Below are 18,234 nucleotides of genomic sequence, written 5' to 3' on the forward strand. Positions count from 1 at the left end.
GCCAAGTATAGAATCCCCGCATGCCTGAGCTCTCCGATCTTTTTGATTCCGCCGCCGCGCGCACGCTCGACGCCCAGACCTCGGCCCTCCACGGTGACGACGGCTGGCGGCTGATGAGCGCTGCCGGCCTCGCGGCCTGGCGCTACCTGCTGCAGTACTGGCCGCGTGCGCAGCGGATATGCGTGGTGGTGGGGAGCGGCAACAACGGGGGCGACGGGCTGGTGCTGGCCAGCCATGCGCTGCGCGCCGGCCGCCAGGTCACCGTGCTGGGCGCGCCCGGCTGGACACCGGCCACGTCACTTGCGCAGCGTGCTGCGGAAGAACTGCTTGCCGCAGGCGGCAGTGTGCAGCAGCGCGCGCATGACCTGCCCGGTGCTGATCTGGTGGTCGACGCGCTGCTTGGGCTGGGCCTGCAACAGGCGCCGCGCCCTGCGGCGCAGCGCCTGATCGAGGCGATCAATGTGCACCCGGCACCGGTGCTGGCGCTGGATGTTCCCAGCGGCGTGGATGCCGATCGTGGCTCGATTGCCGGGGCGGCCGTGCGCGCGCAGCGCACGCTGCAGTTCATCGTGCGCCATCGGGGGCTGCATACCGGCGCAGCGCTGGAACACGGCGGCGTGCTGGACCTTGCACCGCTTGAGCTGCCGGCAGCAGCGTGGCAGGGCGTACAGGCAGCGGCCCGCCATTGGCAGGCCGAACGTCTCGCTGCGCACCTGCCGGCCCGCCGCCGCAACGCACACAAAGGCGATTCGGGCCACGTGCTGTGCGTGGGCGGCAACCATGGCAGCGGCGGCGCCGTCCTGCTGGCCGCCGAGGCCACGCTGCGCAGCGGGGCAGGGCTGACCAGTCTGGCCACCCGCGCGGCGCACGTGACGGCGGCGCTGGTGCGCGTGCCTGAGGCGATGGTGCATGCGCTGGACGATGCACCCTCTCTGCAGCCGTTGCTGGCCCGGGCCACCGTGCTGGCCATCGGACCGGGACTGGGCCAGGACGCGTGGGCCCATACCCTGTGGCAGCAGGCCCGCGACAGCGGTCTGCCGCTGGTCGTCGATGCCGATGCCTTGAACCTGCTCGCCGCTGCGCCACTGCCGCTGCCCGGGGCGATTCTGACGCCGCACCCGGGCGAGGCTGCACGCCTGCTCGGCTGCAGCACCGCGCAGGTGCAGGGTGATCGCTTCGGCGCCGCCGCAGCGCTGGCCGAGCGTTACAACGCCGTGGTGGTGCTCAAGGGCGCCGGCAGCGTAGTAGCCGGACCCGGCCGCACATGCGCGGTGATCGACGCGGGCAACCCCGGCATGGCGGTCGGTGGCATGGGTGACCTGCTGACGGGCATCATTGCCGCGCTGCGTGCGCAGCACCTGGAGGCGTTTGACGCCGCGGCCTGCGGCGCCCTGCTGCATGGCCTGGCCGGCGATGACGCCGCCCACGGCGGTGCGCGCGGCCTGCTTCCCACCGATCTGCTGGCGCCTCTGCGCCGGCGCTGCAACCCGGACCTGCACCATGCTTGAACTGTATCTGCCCACGCCCGACCACACCGACCTGCTGGGCCAGCTGCTGGCACGCACGCGCCCAGCGCAGGCGCTGGTGGAACTGCAGGGCGACCTGGGGGCCGGCAAGTCCACCACCGCACGCGCGCTGCTGCGTGCGCTGGGAGTGCAGGGCGCCGTGCGCAGCCCGACCTACACGCTCATCGAGCGCTATCCACTGGCCGATGGCAGCGAGGCGTGGCATCTGGACCTGTACCGCATCGGCGGCGCAGGCGAGCTGGACTTTCTCGGGCTGGATGAAGGCAGTGCCAGCCTCTGGCTGGTGGAGTGGCCCGAACGCGGGCAGGGTGTGCTGCCACCGACCGACCTGAGAGTGGAGCTGGCGATCGACGGTGAAGGACGCAGTGCGCGTCTCATCGCGCTGAGCGATAGCGGTGAAGCCTGGGTGAAGCAGCTGGCCGCCGTGGATGACTTGCGCGCTCTTTCTGCCAGCTGACCGCAACTTGCGTCGCAAAGTCACGGATTATTAAGGAAAAACGGGTTGCATTTCGTTCAGCGCGGTGATTGAATCCTGACCATGTCACTGGCTCATCGCACCCTTGCCGTCTGCTCCGCCGTCGGGCTCGCCCTGGCGAGTCTGAGCGCCTGGGCGGGCGAGATCCGCCAGGTCAATCTGGGCACCGGCGCCACCGGCACGCGTGCGGAGATCGCACTGTCCGGCGCGGGGGGCTACAAGACCCTGTCGTTGTCCGCGCCGAATCGTCTGGTCGTCGACTTCCCTGATTCAACCGCCGCGCGCAGCCTCAAGCTGCCGGCCGCCGCTGGTGTGGTCACCGCCGTGCGCACCGGGCAGCCGGTGCCCGGTACGTTCCGCGTGGTGTTCGAACTGGCCGACAACGTCGCCCCGTTCCGACCGCAGATGCAGCAGCAGGGCGCCGAGTCGCGGCTGGTGATCGAGTGGCCAGGCGACGGGCCGGCCACCGCGGCGAGCACGCCGGCCGCTATGGCGCCGGTGTCTACCGCTGCGGCAGCAGTACCCGTCCCATCGCCGGCGCAGGTGCGCAGTGATGCCGCGCGCGCGACGGCGCTGCTTACCGCGCAGGCCCAGCGCGCCAGCACCGCGCCGGCCTCCGGACCGACCAGTGTTCCGCCCGCCAATCCGCCTGTGGTGAGCAGCACGCCCGCTGGCGCCTCGGCAGGGGCCGGCAGCGCGCCGACGCCGGCGGCGATTCTGGCCGGGCAGAGCATGCCTCAGCAGGCCCCGCCACCTGCCTCAATGCCCACCCCGGCGCCTGCGCCGGCGGTCGCTGCGCGTACCGAAGCGGCGGCGCCCGCGCCGCGCCCGACCATGCCGAGCGAAGCCTCCCGGGTGCGCATGCAGCCGGGCATGCGCCCGCTGGTGGTGGCCATCGACGCCGGGCATGGTGGGCAGGATCCCGGTGCGATCGGACCCACCGGCAAGCGTGAGAAGGACATCACCTTGGCCGTTGCGCGTGAGCTCGCCCGCCAGGTCAACGCCACCCAGGGCCTGCGTGCCTACCTGACGCGTGACAGCGACGTCTTCATTCCGCTGCCGATGCGCGCCCAGCGTGCACGTGCGGCCAAGGCCGACATCTTCATCTCGATCCATGCCGACGCGGCTGAAAACCGCGCTGCGCGTGGCTCCTCCGTCTATGTGCTGTCGACCAAGGGCGCCTCCTCGCAGCGTGCGCGCTGGCTGGCGGACAAGGAAAACGCGGCCGACCTGATCGGCGGCGTGCGCCTGCAGCAGGCCGAGGGGACCCTCGCCAATGTGCTGCTGGACCTGGCGCAGAGCGGTTACATGAAGGCCTCCGAAGATGCGGCCACGCATGTGCTCGGTGGCCTCAAGCGCATCGGCAACAACCACAAGCCGAACATCGAGCGCGCGAATTTCGCGGTGCTGCGCACCTCGGACATGCCAGCGATGCTGGTGGAAACGGCCTTCATCTCCAATCCGGACGAAGAACGCCGGCTGATGGATCCGGCTTACCAGCGCAAGATCGCTGCGGCCGTGCTCGATGGAGTCGACGTCTTCTTTACCCGCCAGCCACCGCCGGGCACTCTGTACGCCGCCCGCGCCCAGGCCGAGATGGATGCGGCCAGCACCGTGGCAGGCGGCAGCAAGTAAGCGCCGCGCCACGGCGCAACTGCCCCGGGCCGTCACCCGATTCGTCACCCGGCGATGACCCCGTTATCATCGGGGGATGAATGTTGTCGCCCCCCGTGCTGCCGCTGCCCCTGTCGCCCCGTTGAGTCTGCGGAGGCGTCGATGAGTGCCCTGATCCGGCCGCTGCCGGAGATCCTGATCAACCAGATTGCTGCCGGTGAAGTGGTCGAGCGCCCGGCGTCGGTGGTCAAGGAACTGGTCGAAAATGCGATCGATGCAGGCGCAACGCGCGTGGACATCGATCTGGAAGAGGGCGGGGTCCGCCTGATCCGCATCCGCGACAACGGCATCGGCATCGCGCCGGAGCAGTTGCCGCTGGCGGTTTCGCGCCATGCCACCAGCAAGATCGCCAGCCTGGACGACCTTGAAGCGGTGGCGACGCTGGGATTCCGGGGCGAAGCGCTGCCGTCGATCGCCTCGGTCAGCCGTTTCACGCTGGCCTCGCGGCGCGCCGACGACGCGCACGGTTCGGCGCTGCAGATCGAAGGCGGCAAGGTGGGGGAGGTGACCCCGCGCGCGCATGCGCAGGGGACCACGGTGGAAGTGCGCGAGCTGTTCTACAACGTGCCGGCACGGCGCAAGTTCCTGCGCGCCGAGCGCACCGAGCTGGGCCACATCGAGGAATGGCTGCGCTCGTTGGCGCTGGCCCGTCCCGATGTCGAGCTGCGCGTCTCGCACAACGGCAAGGCCTCGCGGCGCTACAAGCCGGGCGATCTGTACTCGGACGAACGCATCGGCCAGACGCTGGGCGAGGATTTCGCCCGCCAGGCGGTGCGCGTGGACCACAGCGGGGCCGGGCTGCGCCTGCACGGCTGGATCGCGCAGCCGCATTACTCCCGCGCCAGTGCCGACCAGCAATACCTCTACGTCAATGGCCGCTCGGTCCGCGACCGCAGTGTCGCTCACGCGGTGAAGATGGCCTACGGCGATGTGCTCTTCCACGGTCGCCAGCCGGCCTACGTGCTGTTCCTCGAACTCGATCCGACGCGGGTGGATGTCAATGTGCATCCAGCCAAGCACGAGGTGCGGTTCCGTGACGCGCGGCTCATCCATGATTTTGTCTACCGCACCTTGAAGGATGCACTGGCCGACACGCGTGCCGGCGCCAGCGCGCAGGAGATCAGCGCCGTCCACGGCGGTGCACTGCCTGCGGACGCGGCGACCCTGCCTGCGCCGGGCTACGGACTGGCGCGTGGCACCCTGCCAGCGGCCGGCAGCGGTGGTGCGGGCGGTGCAGGTTACGGCAGCTGGCGTCCGCAGCAGTCGCCGCTGGGGCTGCAGGTAGCGGACGCGCCGTCGGCCTACGCGGCGCTGTACGCCAGCGCCGGTGGCGGCGAGCGCAGCACGGCATTGCCGCCGCTGCCGGGCGCGCAGGGCCTGCCGGAGACCAGCACCGAAGCCGGTGTGCCGCCGCTGGGCTATGCGATCGCCCAGCTGCACGGCATCTACATCCTTGCCGAGAATGCCGAAGGGCTGATCGTGGTGGACATGCACGCCGCACACGAGCGGATCGGCTACGAGCGCCTGAAGACCGCACACGATGGCATCGGCCTGCATGCACAACCGCTGCTGGTGCCGATCACCCTGGCCGTGGGCGAGCGCGATGCCGACACTGCCGAGCGTGAAGCAGACACCCTGGTGGCGCTCGGCTTTGAGATCACCCGCGCCGGCCCCGGGTCGCTGCATGTACGCAGCATCCCGGCGCTGCTGGCCAACGCCGAGCCCGAAGGCCTGCTGCGCGACGTGCTCACCGACCTGCGCGAACACGGGCAGAGTCGCCGCATCGCCAGCGCCCGGGACGAGCTGCTCTCGACCATGGCCTGCCATGGCGCGGTGCGCGCGAACCGTCGCCTGACGGTGACCGAAATGAACGCGCTGCTGCGTGACATGGAGATCACCGAACGCTCAGGACAGTGCAACCACGGCCGGCCGACATGGGCCCGCTTCTCGCTGGCGGAGATCGACCGCTGGTTCCTGCGCGGACGCTAGGCATGGGCCTGTTCTTCTGGCGCGCGGAAGTGCGGTGGCTCTGTGTCCTGGTTCTGCTGGCGGTGGCCGGTTGCACGCCATCAGCCCCGCCTCCGCCTGCGCCGACCGCGCCCGACCCGGCGTTCGAGCAGGCGCAACAGCAGTGGCGCGCTGAGCGACATGCAGCGCTGACCGCAGCCGATGGCTGGACCAGCCTGGTCGGCCTGCACTGGCTGGAACACAAGGCACATTACATCGGGCGCGGGCCCGGCAGCGGTATCCGCCTGGCGGTCGGGCCGGCCAGGCTGGGACTGGTCAGCCGACAGGGTGCAGGCTGGGTGTTCACCCCCGAACGCGGGGCCGGCGTGCAGGTGGCCGGCAGAGCCCTGCGCGGGCCCATCGCGTTTGCCAGTGACAGCGACCCGACACCCGTGAAGCTGCAGTTCGATGATGGGAAAGGCGAGCTCAGCCTCATTCATCGCGGTGAGCGCCATGCGCTGCGCGTCAAGCATGCAGACGCGCCGTCGCGACGCGGGTTCAAGGGCATCGACTACTGGCCCGGTGGGCCGCAGTGGCAGGTCAAGGCCCGTTTCCGCGCCCATCCTCCCGGCCGCACGCTGCCCATCGTGGACATCACCGGCCTGACCACCGCCATGCCCAATGCCGGGCGCGTGGAGTTCGAGCGCGATGGCCGCCTGTACCGGCTCGAAGCGGTTGCCGAACCGGGGCAGCCGCTGTTTCTGATCTTCGCCGACCGCACCAGCGGTCATGGCAGCTATCCGCCTGGCCGGTACCTGGACACCGCCGCGCCGGACGCGCGTGGTGAGGTGGTGCTGGACTTCAATCACGCCTACAACCCGCCCTGCGCGTTCACCCCCTACGCGACCTGCCCCCTGGCACCACCGGAAAACCGGCTGGACCTGGCGGTGCAGGCGGGCGAACGTACCTACCACCTTGCTGAAGGAGAAGCACCGTGATGCATCGAATGACCCGCTGCCTGCTGGCCCCGTTGCTGCTGGCTGTCACTGCGCTCGGCGTGCAGGCAGCGCCGGCGCGCGCGCCAGCAGCCGCACCCGCGCCCTCGGCCACGCCAGCAGCACCGGTGCCCCTGCTGTGGAAAGTCACCGGCAAGGGGGATGCCGCCCTTTACCTGCTGGGCTCGTTTCACCTGCTGCGGGCCGAGGACTATCCGCTGGCCAAGGTGACCGACCAGGCGTTTGCCGCCTCCCAGCGCGTGCTGTTCGAGCTGTCACCGGCCGACATGGCATCGCCGCAGATGGCCAGCACGCTGGTGCAGGCCGCCGTACGGACCGACGGCCGCCAGCTGCGTGATGAGCTGGATGAGCCGACCTGGACACGACTGCAGGCCTATGCGACCGCCAACAACCTGCCGCTGGCGCAACTGCAGGGTATGCAGGCATGGTTCGTTGGCCTGAGCATCAGCATCGGTCAGATGACCAAGCTCGGCCTGGACCCCAAGCTCGGCCTGGACCAGCATTTCATGCAGCGGGCGCAGCAGGCTGGCAAGCAGGTCGGTGGGCTTGAGGACATCCAGACCCAGGTTGCGGTACTGGCGGGCATGAGTGCCGACGAGCAGCGGCAGATGCTGGTGGAGGCGCTGGAGCAGGCCGACAAGGGCGATGCCGAAGTGCGTCAGCTGCACGATGCGTGGCGTCGCGGCGATGACGCGGTGCTGTGGAATGAGATGGCCGCTTCGATGCGGCAGAAGTACCCGGCGCTGTACAAGCGCATCAACAGCGATCGCAACGATGCGTGGGTGCCCAAGCTGGAACGCCATCTGCAGGCAGGGCAGGGCAGCAGTCTGGTGGTGGTCGGCACCCTGCATCTGCTGGGCAGCGACGGCGTTGTCGAGAAGCTGCGCGGCAAGGGCTACAAGGTCGAGCGGCTGCGCTGAGGGCCGGTCGGCGCAACCACGGAAAAGGCGCGCCATGAGCGCGCCTTTTTCATTGAGCGGCAGTCAGCGGTGCGGCGGTACTGCGCCGCAGAGGCCTCAGCGTCCGCGCCCCTTGGGCGGGGTGCCAGCGGCGTCGCCGCCCTTCGGGCCGCCGGTCCCGGTGCTCGTACCCCCCGGACGCGGACCGAAGCCGGCCCCCATGCTGCGCTGGAACTCCTGCCACAGCTCGAGGTTGCGCTCGGTCAGCTGGTTCATCATTGCCCACGGGGTCTGACCCAGCAGGTTGCCCATCTGCTGGCGGAACTGCTGCTGCTGGTCGAGGAAGACCTGCATGCTGCGCTCCAGGTAGTTGCCCATGAAGCCCTGCAGCGAATCGCCGTAGAAACGGATCAGCTGGCTCAGCAGCTGGGTGGAGAGCATCGGTTCGCCATCCTGTTCCTGGTCGGCGATGATCTGCAGCAGGACCGAGCGGGTGAGATCATCGCCACTCTTGGCGTCGCGGACCTCGAACTCCTCGCCGTCCAGGATCAGCTGGCGCACATCCTCGATGGTGATGTAGCTGGAAATCTCGGTGTCGTAGAGCCGGCGGTTGGGATACTTCTTGATGATGCGGGTCGCAGCCATGCAGCAATCACTCGTCAAGTCAGGCGTGCAGCATGGCGCAGTGCAGCAGCAGTTGCAACCGTTACAGCCTTGTCTTACCTGGCATTTTTCGGCGCACAATGCTGCGCAGCATGGGTCTTCATGCTGCGCAGCATGCGCGGCCGGGTCGTTACCAGCCCATGTGATGGCCGCCGTTGATGTCCAGGTTGCTGCCGGTGATCCACGCGGCCTCATCGGCCACCAGGAAGGACACGCCATAGGCGATCTCCTCCGGCTTGCCCAGCCGTCCGGTGGGGATGTCGGCGATGATCTTGGCGCGCACTTCCTCCGGTACCGCCATCACCATGTCGGTGGCCACGTAGCCGGGCGAGATGGTGTTGACGGTGATACCAAAGCCTGCATTTTCGCGTGCCAGCGAAATGGTGAACCCGTGCATGCCAGCCTTGGCTGCTGCGTAGTTGGCCTGGCCGTACTGGCCCTTCAGGCCGTTGATCGAGCTGATCTGGATGACCCGGCCCCATCCGCGCCGGCGCATGCCTTCGATGACCGGGCGGGTGACGTTGAACACCGAGTTCAGATTGGTGTTGATCACCTCGTGCCATTGCTCGGCACGCATGCGGTGGAAGGTGGTATCGCGGGTGATGCCGGCGTTGTTGACCAGGATCTCCACCGGGCCAAGCTCGGCTTCAACCGCCTGCACCAGCGCTTCGGAGCTGCCCGGGTCGGAGACATCGCCGGGGAACAGGGCGATGCGGTGGCCGCGCGCAGCCATCGCCTGCTGCCACGCCCGCGCCTTGGCTTCATCGCGGAAGTTGGTGGCGACCTTGTGTCCCTGCTCGGCCAGGCGCAGGCAGATCGCACTGCCGATTCCGCCGGTGCCACCGGTTACCAATGCGACGCGTGAAGTCATGCTGCAGTTCCGAAGATCAGGTGGGGGAAGGGGGATTCTGCAACAACATGGCCTGCAATGCGCTGCCTTCGTAGGCCAGATCGTGCACCGGCACCCGGCTCGGCACGAACGCGGCTGCCGCCGCCCGCAGTGCCGTGCCCACGTCCTTGTCCGGCGGCAAGGCCTGCGCAGGCTGCCCCAGCAGCTGCCACAGCGCGCCCAATGTGGGCATGACCGGCCAGTGCGCGACCGGCGCGCTGGCCAGCGACTTGGACAGCTTGCGGCCCTGCGCGTCCAGCAGCAGCGGCAGGTGGGCATAGGTCGGCGTGGGCAGCCCGAGCGCGCGCTGCAACAGGATCTGCCGTGCGGTGGAACCCAACAGATCCGCGCCGCGTACGACCTCGTCCACGCCCTGCGCATGATCGTCCACCACCACGGCGAGTTGATAGGCCCAGCAGCCATCGGCGCGGCGCAGCACCACATCGCCGACCTCGGCATGCACGTCCTGCACCTGCGGTCCCCGTATCCGGTCATTGAAGCGTACGACGCTGCCGGGTGGCACGCGCAGCCGCACCGCAGGGTCGGGGCGCGGCGCGCTGGCCACGCAACGATGATGCAGACCGCCGGTGGCCGCCAGATCGCTGCGGCTGCAATGGCAGACAAAGGCGTGTCCCTGCGCGAGCAGACGGTCGAGCGCCTGCTGGTACACCGCATCGCGGTGGCTCTGCTGCAGAATCGCACCGTCCGCGCTCAGTCCAAAGCGCAGCAGGGTGGCCAGCTGTGCCTGCGCCGCACCGGCCACGGTGCGCGGCGGGTCGACATCTTCGACCCGCACCTGCCAGCCGGCGCCGCGATGGCGCGCGAACAGCCAACTGCCAAACGCGGCCAGCAGCGAGCCGGCGTGCAGGGCACCGGTGGGTGAGGGGGCAAAGCGCCCGTTGCCGCCGGCGGCGTAGGGCAAAGGCGGGAGCGAGGGGGGGCTGTTCATGCTGGCTGAATCCTCGGTCAGCTTGGCGCTTGAATTCAAGCTGAAGTCACCGCACATTCGGGATCAACGCCAACTCAGAGCTTTCACTTCCCATGTTCAGTCGCATCGCCTTGTTCATGTTGACCAACCTCGCCGTCCTGGTACTGGCCAGCGTTGTGATGTCACTGATCGGTGTCGACCCGTCCAGAATGAGCGGCCTGCTGGTGATGGCCGGCCTGTTTGGGTTTGGTGGCTCACTGATCTCGCTGCTGCTGTCCAAGTGGATGGCCAAGCGCAGCACCGGGGCGGTGGTCATCACCACGCCGCGCAACGATACCGAACGCTGGCTGTTGCAGACGGTGGAGCGCCAGGCCCGCGCGGCCGGCATCGGCATGCCCGAAGTGGCGGTCTATGACGGCCCGGAAATCAACGCCTTCGCCACCGGCGCCAACCGCAACAACGCACTGGTGGCGGTATCGACCGGGCTGCTGCACAACATGAGCGAGGACGAAGCCGAGGCTGTGCTCGGCCATGAAATCGCGCACGTGGCCAACGGGGACATGGTGACCATGGCCCTGCTGCAGGGCGTGGTGAACACCTTCGTGATCGTGCTGGCACGGGTGGTCGGTGGGTTCATCGACAGCGCGATCTCCGGCAACCGCGAAGGTGGGCGCGGCCTTGCTTACTTCGGCATCGTGCTGGTCCTGGAAATGGTGTTCGGCATCTTCGCCACCATGATCACGATGTGGTTCTCGCGTCATCGCGAGTACCGCGCGGACGCCGGCGGCGCCCAGCTTGCCGGCCGTCAGAAGATGATTGCCGCCCTGGAGCGCCTGAAGCTCAACCATGGTCAGAGCACCCTGCCGACCCAGGTCGCTGCCTTCGGCATCGCTGGCTCCACCGCCCGCAAGCTGTTCATGAGCCACCCGCCGCTGGAAGAGCGTATCGCCGCGCTGCGTGCCTCGACCGCCGTATAAGCGTTGCGCCTGCTGCATGTGACCCACGCACCCGGCCTCGCGCCGGGTGTTCTTTTTGTGTGGGGAAGCAGGCGCGCGTGGGACATCGGCGAACGCTGAAGCGCAGAACAGCGCGGAGCCGGGGCTCTGCGGTGTTGCGGGTTGCCGGGCGTGCCTGGCGGTAAATGAGCTGCCGGGCAGAGCCCGGCACTACCTGCCGGGTCCCACGCGGATGCGGCCTTGGTAGGTGACGACCGTTGGTCGTCACGCCCAGCGGCGCGGCACCGTGTTTCGGCCGGGAGCTGCCGGGCAGAGCCCGGCACTACGTCAGAACCTGGCGTCGAACTCTGCGGCGTATGCGGTATTGACCAGCACCTTCTGCAGCGACTCGGCCACCTTGATGTTGCCTGCCACCACCTGCTGGGTCTCCGGGCCACGGTTGTCCATGCGCGCCAGCGTGCCGCCCTTGAAGTCGCTGACCTTGCCACCGGCCTCGCGTACCAGCAGTACACCGGCGGCGATGTCCCACGCCTTCACGCCGGCCTCGAAGTAGGCATCGGCGCGGCCGCAGGCCACATAGGCCAGGTCAAGTGCCGCCGAGCCTGTGCGGCGCACATCCTCGGCGTGCACGAGCAGTGCGTCGACCGCCTTCAGCTGCGCACTGGCGCGGCTGCGCTCGCGCGGCGCAAAGCCGGTATGGATCATCGTGCCTTCCAGGTCCTTGCGGTCGGCCACGCGGATGCGGCGGTCATTGAGCACTGCGCCGCCACCGCGGCTGGCGGTGAACAGCTCGTTGCGCAGCGGGTCGAAGATCACGGCATCGGTCGGCTCACCGTTTTCAACCAGCGCGATGGACACGCAGTAGTGCGGGAAGCCGCGCAGGTAGTTGCTGGTGCCGTCGAGCGGGTCGATGACCCACATCTGGCGATGGCCGCCCTGCAGCCCGCCTTCCTCGCCGAAGATGCCGTAGTCGGGGTAGGCGCGCTTGAGTTCCTTGACGATCACCTTTTCCGCATCCGCATCGACTTCGCTGGCGTAGTCCATCCGGCCCTTCTGCACGACGTTGAGCGCCTCGAGCTTGTTGATGTTGCGCAACAGGACGTTGCCGGCGAGGCGGGCGGCCTTGACCATGACGGTGACGGCGGGTTTCTGCATGGCGTGAGCTCCCGTAAAGGCAGAATGAAGGGCTGGCGGGGGAAAAGAGCGGGTCCGGCGCATTGGCCGGTCGCGCAGTTTACCATTGCAGGCCGTCCTGCTCGACTAATTTGTGTTCATGTCCGATCAAACTGCCGCTGTCCGCATCCGTTTCGTCCTGGTCGGGACCCAGCATCCCGGCAACATGGGCGCTGCCGCGCGTGCGCTGAAGACCATGGGCCTGGCCCGCTTGGTGCTGGTGGCGCCGGAAAAGCCGCTGGATGAAGAGGCGTTCCGCCGCTCGGCCGGGGCCGAGGACGTGCTGGGCGATGCGCCGGTGGTGGCCACGCTGGCCGAGGCCGTGGCCGACTGCACCCTGGTGCTTGGCTGTACCGCGCGCGCGCGCCGGGTGCAGCTGGAGGAGCTGCTGCCGGCGGTCGCCGCTGCCCGCCTGGCCGACAAGGCGGGCGAGGGCGCCGAAGTGGCGCTGGTGTTCGGCCGCGAACGCACCGGCCTGACCAACGAGGAACTTCAGCTGTGCCACGCGGCCGTGCATATTCCCTCCGACCCGGCCTTCAGCTCGTTGAACCTGGCCGCGGCCGTGCAGGTGCTGGCCTACGAGGTGCGCATGCGCCTGCTGCAGGCCACGCCCGTGCCCGCTTTGCCGAGCGCCGATGGCGGTGCCCGCGAGCAGCCGGCCAGTCACGAGCAGATGGAGAGTTTCTTCGGTCAGCTGGGCCAGACCCTGGACGAAATCGACTTCCACAAAGGGCGCGCACCTGATTCGGCGATGCGCAAGCTGCGGCGTCTGTTCCTGCGCGCCGAGCCGAGCGAGCAGGAAGTGCGCCTGCTGCGCGGCATCCTGGCCGATGCCCAGCGCATGGCGAAGCTGGCCAGGTAAACCGGCCAGCGCCCGGAGGGGGCGGGCATCGACCCTGGGCACGCTGCGCCTGCAGAAAACAACCTGACGCAGTTCACGTTTTTTCAGGTACGCTGGGGCCATCACCAGGGGGCAGTCGTGATGGGTTGGCGCGGAACGCAGTGGGGACTGCTTGGCCTGGCGTGTCTGCTGCTGGCAGGCCTGCCAGCGTCGTCGGGGGCGACGCCGCCGCCTGCGCAGAGCGTGCTGGTGCTGGGCCGCATCAGCAACGACCCGCAGTCGCATTACCAGCAGTTGCAGCCGCTGCTGGACTACGTGGTCGAGCGCATGCACGACGTCGGTATCCGTGAAGGAAGGGTGCTGATGGCGCGCGATACCCAGCAGATGGCCAGTTACCTGCGCCGCGGGCGTGTCGACTGGGTCACAGAAACGGCCGGTACTGCGGTTGCGCTGGGCCAGCGCGCCGGTGCCCGTCCGCTGCTGCTGACCGAGCGCAGCGGCGTACGTGATTACCATACGGTGTTCTTCGCGCGCCGGGACGGCGCGGTCGCCCAGTTGTCCGACCTGCGCGGACACACCGTGGCCCTGCAGAGTGTGGGCTCCACCAGCGCTTACCTGGTACCGGTGATGACCCTGCTGCAGCAGGGCCTGCGCCCGCAGATCCTGCAGGCGGCCGAGGACACGCCGCCGCGCGACGGGGTGGGCTACGTGTTCGCGCGCAGCGAACTGAACATTGCTACTTTCGTGCACAAGGGCGTGGTCGACGCCGGAGCGGTCAGCAGCGTCGACTGGGACGACCCGGCCCGGGTGCCGCCGATGTTCAAGCCGGACCTGCGGGTGATCCTGCGCACCGATCCCTACCCGCGGGCGGTGGAGGTGGTACGCGCCGACCTGGACCGTCGCGTGCGTGAGCGCCTGCAGCAGGTGCTGCTGGAGGCTGCGGCCGACCCGCAGGCGGGACCGGCATTGAAACGGTTTTTCGGGACGTCCGGCTTCCATCGCGTCGATGGCCGGATGCAGCAGCGGCTGGATGAACTGGAACGCGGCCTGGTCCGCGTGCGGATGGAAGTGGAATGAAACTGCCGGGTTCGGGGATGCAGGCGCGCTTCGTGCTCGCCATGGGTGGGGCGATGCTGGTGGTGCTGGCGATCCTGGCGGTGCTGCTGGCGCGCCAGGGCGCCATGCAGCGCGAAGTGAGAGAGCTCAGCGGCGATGTGATCCACGAGCTGTTCGAACGCAGTCTGCGCAGTCGCGGCGAGGGCCTGGCGCGCGAACTGTCCGACAGCCTGGCCAACCCGATGTACTACAACGATCTGGAGCAGATCGGCACGCTGGTGCGCAATGCATCGCGGCAGCGGGTAGTGAGCTACGTGCTGGTGTTCGATGCGCGCGGCAATCTGCTGCACGATGGCTCGGTGACCGTGCCGGCGTTCGGGCGGCCCATGACCGACCCGCTGGCGGCCCAGGCGGTGACGGCCAAGGGGCTGCAGCTGCAGCAGTCACCGCAGGTGCTGGAAGCCAGCATGCCGGTGCAGGTCGGCAACCAGCGCCTGGGCGGCGTGCGGGTGGGCATGTCGCTGGGGGAAGTGCAGGCCCTCGAGCGCCGGGCCAACGCTGGCCTGGCCGAGCGGCTGGAGCAGGTCGGCAGTCGTCACCTGGGCTGGATGTGGTTGATGCTGGGCCTGCTGGTGGCCATCGGGATCGCGGTGGTGATCTTCGTGCAGCGCACCCTGGTGACGCCGGTGCGCGAACTGGCAGCGGCTGCGCGCCGCATCGAGGCCGGTGATTACCAGGCGCCGGTACGCGAGAGTCTGCGCCACGATGAGGTCGGCGAACTGGTCAGGGCGTTCGCGCGGATGCGTGAGTCCATCGCCCGGCACGACCGGGAAGTCCGGCAGATGGCCTATACCGATGCGCTCACCGGGCTGACCAATCGCCTGGCGTTCCGCGAGGCACTGGATCACCGGCTGATGGCCGCGCGCGCCTCCGGCCACCGCCTGGCGCTGCTGTTTGCCGACATGGACGACTTCAAGCGGGTCAATGACACCCTCGGCCATGAAGCGGGCGATGAGGCCCTGCTGCAGTTCGCCCAGCGCATCAGCGAGGCGGTGCGGCAGGCCGGCGGCGACGACGCCCTGCTGGCACGCTTTGGCGGCGACGAGTTCGTCATCCTGGTCGGAGAGGGCGATGTGGCCGCGCAGGCGCGGCTGCTGGCCGAGCAGCTGGTGGAGGCGCTGGGCCGGCCGCTGCGGGTCCAGGACCGCGAGCTGTTCCTCGGCGCTTCGATCGGCGTGACCCTGTTCCCCGATGATGCGGCCGATGCCACCTCGCTACTGAAGAACGGCGACATCGCCATGTACCAGGCCAAGGTGGCCGGCAAACACTGTTACCGCTACTACAGCCGCGCCATGGACCACGCGGTCGAGCGGCGTGTGCACATGGAGCAGGAGCTGCGCGGCGCATGGGAGCGCGGCGAGCTGCGGCTGGCCTATCAGCCGATTTTCCGCACGCGCGACCGACGCATGGTCGGTGTGGAGGTGCTGCTGCGCTGGCAGCATCCCACGCTGGGCACCATCCCGCCCTCGGTCTTCATCGAGGTGGCCGAGCAGAGCGGGCTGATCGAGCAGATTGGACCGAAGGTGCTGCGTGCGGCCTGCATGGAGGCCGCGCAGTGGCCTGCCGGTGCGGCCGGCGACGAAATGTTCGTCTCGGTCAATGTCTCGCCGCGTCAGCTGCGCGGCGGTGAGCTGCCTGAACTGGTAGCCAGCTGCCTGCACGAGTCCGGGCTGCCGGCCTCGCGCCTGCATCTGGAGCTGACCGAGACCGCCGTGATCGGCGATGAGATGGTCGCCGCGCAGCTGCTGGACAAACTGCACCGCGCTGGGGTCAAGGTCTGGCTGGACGACTTCGGCACCGGTTTCTCGGGCCTGAGCCACCTGCGCCAGGTGCCCGTGGACGGGGTGAAGATCGACAAGAGTTTCGTGGCCGACATGCAGCGCGACCCGGACGATCTGGCCCTGACCACGGCCATCATCGCGATGGCACATGCACTGGGCATTACCGTGGTTGCCGAGGGCATCGAGCAGGAGGCCCAGTTCGACCTGCTGTGCCAGCGCGGTTGCGACCTGGGGCAGGGCTACTGGTTGAGCCGCCCGGTCACCGCCACGGCGGTGGTCCAGCTGATCGAAGCAGGGACCTGAGTCAGGAACCTGGGCCCGGTTCAGAGGGCGCGCTTGCTCGGGTCGCCGGGCAGTTCGCGCACCAGCTTGGGCACAAGGTAGCCGGACAGCCGGGCGGTAAGGCCGGCCACCAGCGCGCGGGCCTGCTCGTCATCAACCTCGAAATGTGCCACGCCTTCGACCCGGTCGAGCTGGTGCAGGTAGTAAGGCAGCACGCCGGCGGCGAAGCTGCGTTCGCTCAGGTCCTGCAGCGCCTGCACACTGTCGTTGACGCCACGCAGCAGCACGGCCTGGTTGAGCAGCTGCGCACCGGTGCCGCGCAGGGCGGCCACGGCGGCGTCCACGTTGGCGTCAAACTCGTTGGCATGGTTGGCATGCACCACGATGGCCAGCGGCCAGGGCAGGCTGCGCAGCCAGGTGAGCAGTTCTCCGTCCACGCGTTCGGGCAGCACGATCGGCAGCCGGGTGTGGATGCGCAGGCGGCGCACGTGCGGAATCCGGCGCAGCGCATCGGTCAGCTCGACCAGCTTGTGGGTGGCGAGCGAGAGGGGATCGCCTCCCGAGAGGATGACCTCGTCGATGTCCGGATCGGCGGCAATGGCCGCCACGGCCTCCTGCCAGGCGCCCTTGGCGGCATTCTCGCTGCCATAGTCGAAGTGGCGACGGAAACAGTATCTGCAGTTGATGGCGCAGCTGCCGGTAGCCACCAGCAGCGCGCGACCCCGGTATTTCTGGATCACCCCGGTGGCCTTGCGGGCCAGCCCGTCGCCGACCGCGTCGAAACTGAAGCCCGCCACCTGGCGCATTTCCTCGTTCACCGGGAGTACCTGGCGCAGCAGGGGGTCGCTGGGGTCGCCCCGGCGCATGCGGGCCACGAAGCCTTCCGGAACGCGCAGGGCAAACTGCTGCAGCGCCTGGTCCGAAACGCCCAGCGCGGCCGGGTCCAGCTGCAGGTGCTGCAGCAGAGCCTGCGGATCGCGGATCGACTCGCGCCAGAGCTGCTGCCAGCGCGCAGGGCGCGGCGCGACATCGGGCCGGGGAAGGGCGGAAGGCTGCATGGAGACGGGGCCTGCGGTTATCATGTGGGACAGAAAAACAGTGCCCCACCGGTGTTCGGTGGGGTTTTCCATTCTACCGGCTCGCCGCACCCGCGGCGCTTTTGCCAATCAGGAGTTTACCCATGGCCAGCTACGGCATGAACGACGTCAAGAACGGGATGAAGATCCTGGTCAACAACCAACCGGCCGTCATCATCGATACCGAGTACGTCAAGCCGGGCAAGGGCCAGGCCTTCACCCGCGTGAAGTACCGCCTGATCAAGGATGGTCGTACCCAGGAAGTGACCATGAAGTCGACCGACTCGCTGGAAGCCGCCGACGTGGTCGACACCGACATGAACTTCATGTACGCCGATGGCGAGTACTGGCACTTCATGGACCCTGAATCCTTCGAGCAGGTCCAGGCCACCAAGGCCGGCATGGGCGGCGCCGAGAAGTGGCTCAAGGGCGAAGAGTCCTGCGTGGTGACCCTGTGGAACGGCGAGCCGATCTTCGTGCAGCCGCCGAACTTCGTCGAGCTGAAGATCACCGAGACCGACCCGGGCGTGCGCGGTGACACCTCCGGCGGCGGCGGCAAGCCGGCCACGCTGGAAACCGGCGCGGTGGTGCGCGTGCCGCTGTTCGTCAACCAGGACGAAATCATCAAGGTCGACACCCGCTCGGGCGAGTACTCGGCCCGCGTGAAGTAATCCGGCGTTGCCGGATGGCGCCGGGCCCTGCCCGGCTGCCCGACCCGGTCGCGCACCCACGTAGAGCCGGGCTCTGCCCGGCTGCCCGACCCGGTCGCGCCCCACGTAGAGCCGGGCTCTGCCCGGCTGCCGTACCCGGTCGCGCACCCACGTAGAGCCGGGCTCTGCCCGGCTGCCCGACCCGGTCGCGCCCCACGTAGAGCCGGGCTCTGCCCGGCGCCGGGCAGAGCCCGGCACTACGGGCCACGAAGCCGTCCGGTGCAGCGAAGAGCGGGGCTCTGCCCCGCTGGGGTGATGCAGCACGGCGCGAGGTGCCGGGCA

General features: G+C 68.7%; 16 protein-coding genes. 11 read left to right on the plus strand and 5 right to left on the minus strand.

Annotated features, from left to right (window positions below; all coding sequences use genetic code 11):
• Positions 1 to 20 precede the first annotated feature (20 nt).
• The 6 genes from RZA67_RS05860 to RZA67_RS05885 all read left to right on the plus strand — a co-directional run bounded on the left by RZA67_RS05860 (position 21) and on the right by RZA67_RS05885 (position 7,558).
• Positions 21 to 1,508, plus strand: a complete 1,488-nt coding sequence (locus RZA67_RS05860) for an NAD(P)H-hydrate dehydratase (RefSeq protein ID WP_317211693.1) — start codon at positions 21 to 23, stop codon at positions 1,506 to 1,508.
• On the plus strand, positions 1,501 to 1,983 hold the full coding sequence (tsaE, locus tag RZA67_RS05865; RefSeq protein ID WP_317211694.1) for a tRNA (adenosine(37)-N6)-threonylcarbamoyltransferase complex ATPase subunit type 1 TsaE: 483 nt from the start codon (positions 1,501 to 1,503) through the stop codon (positions 1,981 to 1,983). The genes RZA67_RS05860 and tsaE overlap by 8 nt, the downstream gene beginning before the upstream one ends.
• 81 nt (positions 1,984 to 2,064) lie before the next feature.
• A complete protein-coding gene (locus RZA67_RS05870; RefSeq protein ID WP_317211695.1) occupies positions 2,065 to 3,636 on the plus strand; it encodes an N-acetylmuramoyl-L-alanine amidase in 1,572 nt (523 codons plus the stop codon).
• 141 nt (positions 3,637 to 3,777) lie between these two features.
• Positions 3,778 to 5,664 carry a DNA mismatch repair endonuclease MutL gene (gene mutL / locus RZA67_RS05875; protein ID WP_317211697.1) on the plus strand — a complete coding sequence of 629 codons (1,887 nt, stop codon included), beginning with the start codon at positions 3,778 to 3,780 and terminating at the stop codon, positions 5,662 to 5,664.
• Between the two features lie 2 nt (positions 5,665 to 5,666).
• Entirely contained in the window at positions 5,667 to 6,620 is a 954-nt protein-coding gene (locus tag RZA67_RS05880; RefSeq protein ID WP_317211699.1) for a DUF1684 domain-containing protein, read from the plus strand.
• Positions 6,620 to 7,558 (plus strand): TraB/GumN family protein, encoded by a 939-nt coding sequence (locus tag RZA67_RS05885; RefSeq protein ID WP_317213915.1) that lies wholly within the window; start codon positions 6,620 to 6,622, stop codon positions 7,556 to 7,558. The genes RZA67_RS05880 and RZA67_RS05885 overlap by 1 nt, the downstream gene beginning before the upstream one ends.
• Before the next feature lie 96 nt (positions 7,559 to 7,654).
• On the opposite strand, the gene phaR is transcribed toward RZA67_RS05885, so the two are convergent.
• The 3 genes from phaR to gluQRS all read right to left on the minus strand — a co-directional run bounded on the left by phaR (position 7,655) and on the right by gluQRS (position 10,038).
• Positions 7,655 to 8,182: a polyhydroxyalkanoate synthesis repressor PhaR gene (gene phaR, locus RZA67_RS05890; RefSeq protein ID WP_317211700.1), complete on the minus strand. Its 528-nt coding sequence runs from the start codon at positions 8,180 to 8,182 to the stop codon at positions 7,655 to 7,657.
• Between the two features lie 148 nt (positions 8,183 to 8,330).
• On the minus strand, positions 8,331 to 9,071 hold the full coding sequence (locus tag RZA67_RS05895; RefSeq protein ID WP_317211702.1) for a beta-ketoacyl-ACP reductase: 741 nt from the start codon (positions 9,069 to 9,071) through the stop codon (positions 8,331 to 8,333).
• Positions 9,072 to 9,087: 16 nt separating this feature from the next.
• A complete protein-coding gene (gluQRS, locus tag RZA67_RS05900) occupies positions 9,088 to 10,038 on the minus strand; it encodes a tRNA glutamyl-Q(34) synthetase GluQRS (RefSeq protein WP_317211704.1) in 951 nt (316 codons plus the stop codon).
• Between the two features lie 92 nt (positions 10,039 to 10,130).
• Here gluQRS and htpX point away from each other — a divergent pair, with 92 nt between their 5' ends.
• The gene (gene htpX / locus RZA67_RS05905) at positions 10,131 to 10,994 is read left to right on the plus strand and encodes a protease HtpX (RefSeq protein WP_317211705.1); all 864 of its coding nucleotides are present in this window, start codon (positions 10,131 to 10,133) and stop codon (positions 10,992 to 10,994) included.
• 306 nt (positions 10,995 to 11,300) lie between these two features.
• Here the strand turns inward: htpX and RZA67_RS05910 are convergent, their stop codons facing one another.
• Positions 11,301 to 12,128 (minus strand): inositol monophosphatase family protein, encoded by an 828-nt coding sequence (locus RZA67_RS05910; RefSeq protein ID WP_317211706.1) that lies wholly within the window; start codon positions 12,126 to 12,128, stop codon positions 11,301 to 11,303.
• 118 nt (positions 12,129 to 12,246) lie between these two features.
• Between RZA67_RS05910 and RZA67_RS05915 the strand changes: the two genes are divergently transcribed.
• The 3 genes from RZA67_RS05915 to RZA67_RS05925 all read left to right on the plus strand — a co-directional run bounded on the left by RZA67_RS05915 (position 12,247) and on the right by RZA67_RS05925 (position 16,187).
• Positions 12,247 to 13,008, plus strand: a complete 762-nt coding sequence (locus tag RZA67_RS05915; RefSeq protein ID WP_317211709.1) for an RNA methyltransferase — start codon at positions 12,247 to 12,249, stop codon at positions 13,006 to 13,008.
• A gap of 120 nt (positions 13,009 to 13,128) precedes the next feature.
• A complete protein-coding gene (locus RZA67_RS05920) occupies positions 13,129 to 14,064 on the plus strand; it encodes a phosphate/phosphite/phosphonate ABC transporter substrate-binding protein (RefSeq protein WP_317213916.1) in 936 nt (311 codons plus the stop codon).
• Positions 14,061 to 16,187, plus strand: a complete 2,127-nt coding sequence (locus tag RZA67_RS05925) for an EAL domain-containing protein (RefSeq protein ID WP_317211710.1) — start codon at positions 14,061 to 14,063, stop codon at positions 16,185 to 16,187. The genes RZA67_RS05920 and RZA67_RS05925 overlap by 4 nt, the downstream gene beginning before the upstream one ends.
• 20 nt (positions 16,188 to 16,207) lie before the next feature.
• Here RZA67_RS05925 and epmB read toward each other — a convergent pair whose 3' ends face one another.
• The gene (epmB, locus tag RZA67_RS05930) at positions 16,208 to 17,224 is read right to left on the minus strand and encodes an EF-P beta-lysylation protein EpmB (protein WP_317211711.1); all 1,017 of its coding nucleotides are present in this window, start codon (positions 17,222 to 17,224) and stop codon (positions 16,208 to 16,210) included.
• 122 nt (positions 17,225 to 17,346) lie between these two features.
• Between epmB and efp the strand changes: the two genes are divergently transcribed.
• The gene (gene efp / locus RZA67_RS05935) at positions 17,347 to 17,913 is read left to right on the plus strand and encodes an elongation factor P (protein WP_317211712.1); all 567 of its coding nucleotides are present in this window, start codon (positions 17,347 to 17,349) and stop codon (positions 17,911 to 17,913) included.
• The last annotated feature ends 321 nt before the right edge of the window (positions 17,914 to 18,234 follow it).

Origin of the sequence: Stenotrophomonas sp. C3(2023), from assembly GCF_032911385.1 — a bacterium.
Taxonomy (GTDB): Bacteria; Pseudomonadota; Gammaproteobacteria; order Xanthomonadales; family Xanthomonadaceae; genus Stenotrophomonas.